Annotated in this window: 2 protein-coding genes; both read left to right on the top strand. The window is 26.8% G+C overall.

What is annotated here, in order from left to right; all coding sequences use genetic code 11:
- The first annotated feature begins 81 nt into the window (after positions 1-81).
- The gene (locus tag GBZ86_RS12005; RefSeq protein WP_152890979.1) at positions 82-1,002 is read left to right on the top strand and encodes a trypsin-like peptidase domain-containing protein; all 921 of its coding nucleotides are present in this window, start codon (positions 82-84) and stop codon (positions 1,000-1,002) included.
- Between the two features lie 55 nt (positions 1,003-1,057).
- A partial coding sequence (locus tag GBZ86_RS12010; RefSeq protein ID WP_152890981.1) for a carboxypeptidase regulatory-like domain-containing protein occupies positions 1,058-5,585 on the top strand: 4,528 nt, incomplete at its 3' end.

The raw sequence follows: 5,585 nt of genomic DNA on the forward strand, positions 1-5,585 counted from the left end.
AAATTATCCTTATTTTTGTAAACATATTGATTAAATTCCGTAAAATATATTAAATGTATTTTTATAGGAGGAAATTTTTGCATGAACCCTTTAATAGAAAATAAACTTCGTACAATTAATGAAAGTAATCATATGTTTTTTTTAAACAAGAAAAATGTTATTGGGGTAGGTATTGGTGAAAAAGTTACTAATAATATTAATACTGGTGAACCTTCTTTACATGTTTTAGTTACAAAAAAATGTGCTGCAAAAGATTTAGACTCTTCAAATGTAATTCCTAAAACTTATTTAGGAGTTAAAACAGATGTTATAGAAATAGGAGGACTAAACCCTTTAAATTCATTAGTTACTAGAGTTAGACCTTTAAAGCTTGGATATTCTATTTCACCAACTTATGTGCCTTATTCTGGAACAGCTGGTTGTTTAGTGTATGACAAATATGGCAAATATATTTTAAGTAATAATCATGTTTTAGCAGATGTAAATAGTAAAGAAATAGGTAGAGCTATAATGCAACCTGGAGGAGATGATTTTGGTAACTCTTTTAATGATGTAATTGCAGTTTTAGATAGATTTGTAGTGTTGAATTTTTGTAATAATGTAAATGATGGAATTTATAATTATGTTGATTGTGCCCTTGCTAAACTTTTGCCTAATATTTATCATGCTGCATATGTTGAATTTATTGGATATCCTACAGGAGTTGCAGAACCTAAATTAGGAGATTTTGTACACAAAAGTGGTAGAACAACTGGATATACTCAAGGTACAATAACTTCAATTAATACCATTGTTTCAATTCCTTATAGAGATGGTTTAGCTGTGTTTAAAAATGCTTTTACCACAACTGTTATGGGAGCTGGTGGAGATTCAGGAAGTTTACTTTTAAATAGAGAAAATAAAGCTGTAGGATTATTATTTGCAGGAGGTCCTTATGGAACTATTTTCACACCAATTTCTACAGTTTTAGATACTTTAAATGTAAAATTAGTTACTAGTTAAAGGATTTATTAATAAATAGAGATTTTTTATAAATATTATGTAAGGAGATTTTTATATGCAAATAAGAAGTGATAAATATAATTTAAGCAAATCTTCATTTATAGAAGTTAAAGAAAAAAATTTAGATTTAAAAGTAGATATAACACTAGAGGCAGATAGTACTAATGAACTTTTAGGTACATTAGTAGTAGGTTCTGTAGTAGATAGTAATAATAATCCTATTAAAGGGGCTATAGTAAAGTTACTAGGAAAGGATTTACAACAATTATATAGAGTTACAACAGATGATCAGGGTAAATATATAATAAGTCATGTTCTTTATAGTGACATATATACTGTGTCTGCAATTGCTAATGGAAAATTATTAAGTACATCACAGCCCTTTACCCTAACAAATGCCTCAAGAAAAATGATAGATTTTACATTATATGATAGTCCTAATGTGAATTTAGGAGTTATAAATGGAACATTGTTAGATTCAAACTTTATAGAAGTTTTTGGTGCCGTAATATTTTTATATAGTGTTGTAGGTAATAATAATATTTTAAAATCATTAACATTTACAGATTTAAATGGAAATTTTATATTTTCTCAATTAGATGAAGGCAAATATTTTATTACAATTTCTAAATTAGGATATGTATCAACACAAATTGAAACCATAGTTACAAAAAACAATATTTCATCTTTAAATTTGAATTTAAATAATGATCCTAATGCATCTAAAGGTGTTATATCTGGAATAATTACAAATGATTCAAATAAAATTATTCCTAATGCTGATGTGGTTTTATATGAAATTGATGAAAATAATAAACTTATTCCATTAGCATATACTAAAACCAATCCTTCAGGTTTTTATACCTTTATTAATGTTAAAAAAGGACATTATATAATTAAATCTAATCAATCAGAGGAAGTAGATATTAATAATAATGAACCAGAAGTACCAACCAATCCAGTAACAATTCCAAATCCATCACCAAATCCAGTAACTATTCCACCACCACCTAATCCTATAGAACCTGACTTTTCATTAGATTCTATCAATTTCTTACCATTAGGAACCTATGAAGCAGTTAATGGTACTTTAGAAAATGGAGCTAAAATAAATAAAAAGCTTAGATTTGTTGAAGATTTAGGAGGAGAAAATGATGCTTCTGTAACCTTAGAAATAAATTTAGATTCATCAGGATTATATAATTTGGTAATTGAATATTTATCAGCAGATATTAATAGAATATTAGCTATTGACATCAATGAAAAAAATAAAGAAATTTATGATGGAATAGCAATTACTCCAGGATGGGATATTAATGATTCTAAAACTTTAGTTATACAAGAGAATTTAAATAATGGAAAAAATATTATTAAATTTCATGGAGATGGTGAAACTTTAGCACCTAATTTAGGAAGAATAGTAGTTAAAAAAGCATCAAAAATTATTGAACATCCTTTAGAAGACCTTGAGGAAATACTAAGTTATAATTTAAATTCAGCAAATATTTCATCAGGAGCTAAAATAAATCCTAATAATAAATTTGTTACTTCCTTAGGTGGAATAAATGATGAATTTGTAACCATTAATATTAGTGTAAAAAATAGTGGAATTTATAATTTAGTACTTCAATATTTAAGTGCTACTAATAATAAATATTTAAAAATTGATATTAATGGAGTAGATTCAAAAATTATTTATACACTACCTCCAACTAAAAGTGAAAATGTTTATGATGCACTAACCTTTACTGTTCCTATTAATTTAAATGGAGGAATTAATACTATTAAATTTCATGGAAATGGTACAGATGCTACTCCTGATTTAGGTGAATTAGCTATAGATATTCCCCCTTTAACCTCTAATTTATCAGAAGGTATTCTTTTAAATGGAGCTAATGTAAATTCAAAAACTGAATTTGTAGAAAATTTAGGTGGTAGAAATAATGGAGCTGTCACTATAAGTATTAATACTAGTGAATATGGTATATATATTTTACATGTTAAATATTTAGGAATTAAAGATAATCAAGCTTTATCTGTAGATTTAAATGGTTTTAATGTAGGTAATTTTTATAATATTCCTAAAACTACTGGGATGGAACTTGAGAATGTAGCTGTTTTTGATATATTTTTAAATTTAAGAAACGGAAGAAATATTATTACATTTCATGGTGATGGAGTTAGTCCAGCTCCAAGTTTAGGTTCTTTTACTCTAGAGATAAAGACTGATTTGCATCTTGATTTAATTAATGGAGTATATAATGTAGGTTTAGGAGAATTAAATGATGGAGCCATATTAAATATAGACTATAATATTGCAGAACAATTAGGAGGTCCAATAGATGGTTCATCTATTGTTGAAGTTAATGTAGAGCAAGGAGGATTATATATTTTAACTGTAGATTATAAAAATAGTACTGGTCCTTTGAGAGTAGAAGTAAATGGAATTGATAGTGGAACTGTATATAATATATTAGAACCAGAAACAGGTAAGTTTAGTACAGATTTAAAATTGGAAGAAGGTAAAAATTTAATTAAATTTCATGGAAATGGTATAGATTATGCTCCAAATTTAGGTGATTTTATATTAACTTTAAAGATACCAGATCCAACTACTCTTCCTGAAGGAACTTATGATTTAACTTTAGGATTATTAGAAAATGGTGCTAAAATTGATGAGGATAATAATATTGTAGATTATTTAGGAGGACCAGAGGATGGTTCTGTTACTATAAAAGTAAATGTAGAAGAAGAATCTTTATATGATATAGATGTAGAATATGAAGCAAATGATACTAATAGATCTATGATGGTTGATGTAAATGGAATAAATGATAATATAGATTATATATTACCGATGACTTCTTCTTGGGTATCAGCTCCAGATAAAAATTTTATTTTTCAAATTATTTTAAACAGAGGAGAAAATACATTAAAGTTTCACGGCAATGGATTTGACTATGGACCAAAATTACGACTATTAAAAATAAGTAAAAAGAGTTTACCTTCTACAATTTTACCAGAAGGCACATACAATGCTAAAGATGGTTTATTAGAAAATGGTGCTAAATTACAGTTAGCAACTGGCTTTGTAGAAAATATAGGAGGAAGTCTAGATGGTTCTATTACTATTTATCCAAGGGTAAATAATTCTACTATTTATAATTTAGCAATTGAATATATTAGTCCTAATGAAAACAAAACTATTAAAATAGAAGTAAATGGATTTGATTCTAAGGAAGGTTACACATTACCAAGAACCTTTGGAAGAACCTTATCTTTTGCTAAAATATTTAATATAACTATTCCATTAAATATGAATGTAAATAAAATTAAAATTCATGGTGATGGAATTAATATGGCTCCTATTATAGGTAGACTTATAATAAGTGATTCAAACAATATAAATATTTTAAATTATGATGCTAGTAAGGGAGTTTTAGAAAATGGAGCAACGATAAATGAAGAAACAAATTTTGTAAGATTGCTTGGTGGATTAGAAGATGGCTCTGTATCTGTTCCTGTAAATGTTATTGGTGCTGGTTTATATATCTTATCTTTTAAATATATAGCACCTGATACTGAGAGACCTTTAAATATTGATATTAATAATATTCATATAGAAGAAATTTATTTTCCATCTAGAACACCAGGAAAGGATATAGAAGATGCCTTAACTTTTAATGTTCTTATCAATTTAAAATCTGGAGAAAATACTATTAAATTTAATGGAGATGGAGTAAATTATGCTCCTAATATAGGAACTTTTACCATTTCACCAAGTGTAGAAATTCCATTAACTGAATATAATATAGCTAATGGAATTTTAGAAAATGGTGCTATAAAAGATTCAAGTACAGAATTTTTGACTAATGTAGGAGGATTAAAGGATGGTTCTAGTACAGTAATTGTAAATGCAATTAATTCTGGAAGACATTCCTTAGAAATATCTTATATCTGTAAGAATGATGACAAATCTTTAAAGATTGATGTTAATGGAATAAATATAGGTGTTTATACATTACCAATGACTGTGAATTATACTGTGGAAGATGCAGAAGTATTTAATATAAAAGTAAACTTAAATGAAGGAGATAATATTATAAAATTCCATGGAAATGGTATTGATAATGCACCTGATTTAGGTGAGTTTACAATAACACCAATTAGTGAATCAATTATAAATTCTGTAACACCTTATTTTAGTAATAATGAATATGCTATAGGAAGCTATCCTTTATCTAAAGGTTATTTTTTAGGCGGTGCTACAGTAGATTATAGTACAGGTCTTGTAAAAAATATAGGTGGTCCTTATGAAGGTTCATGTACTATAAATGTATATGTTAATAGTGCGGGAAATTATTTATTAAGAACACAATATTCAAGTTTGTATAAAGAAAGCTATATTCTTTATGAAGTTAATGGAAGACCTACAGGATTATTATATTTAGTTCAAAAAACTGATTTTAATCAATTAGCTCTTACTAGTACTAAAGTTTATTTAAATGTAGGATATAATACAATAAAATTCTATAGTACTACTAATAGTTATGGGCCAATGCTTGGATTAGCTACTCTTGGAT

This window comes from Clostridium tarantellae (assembly GCF_009295725.1).
In the GTDB taxonomy this organism is placed as follows: Bacteria; Bacillota; Clostridia; order Clostridiales; family Clostridiaceae; genus Sarcina; species Sarcina tarantellae.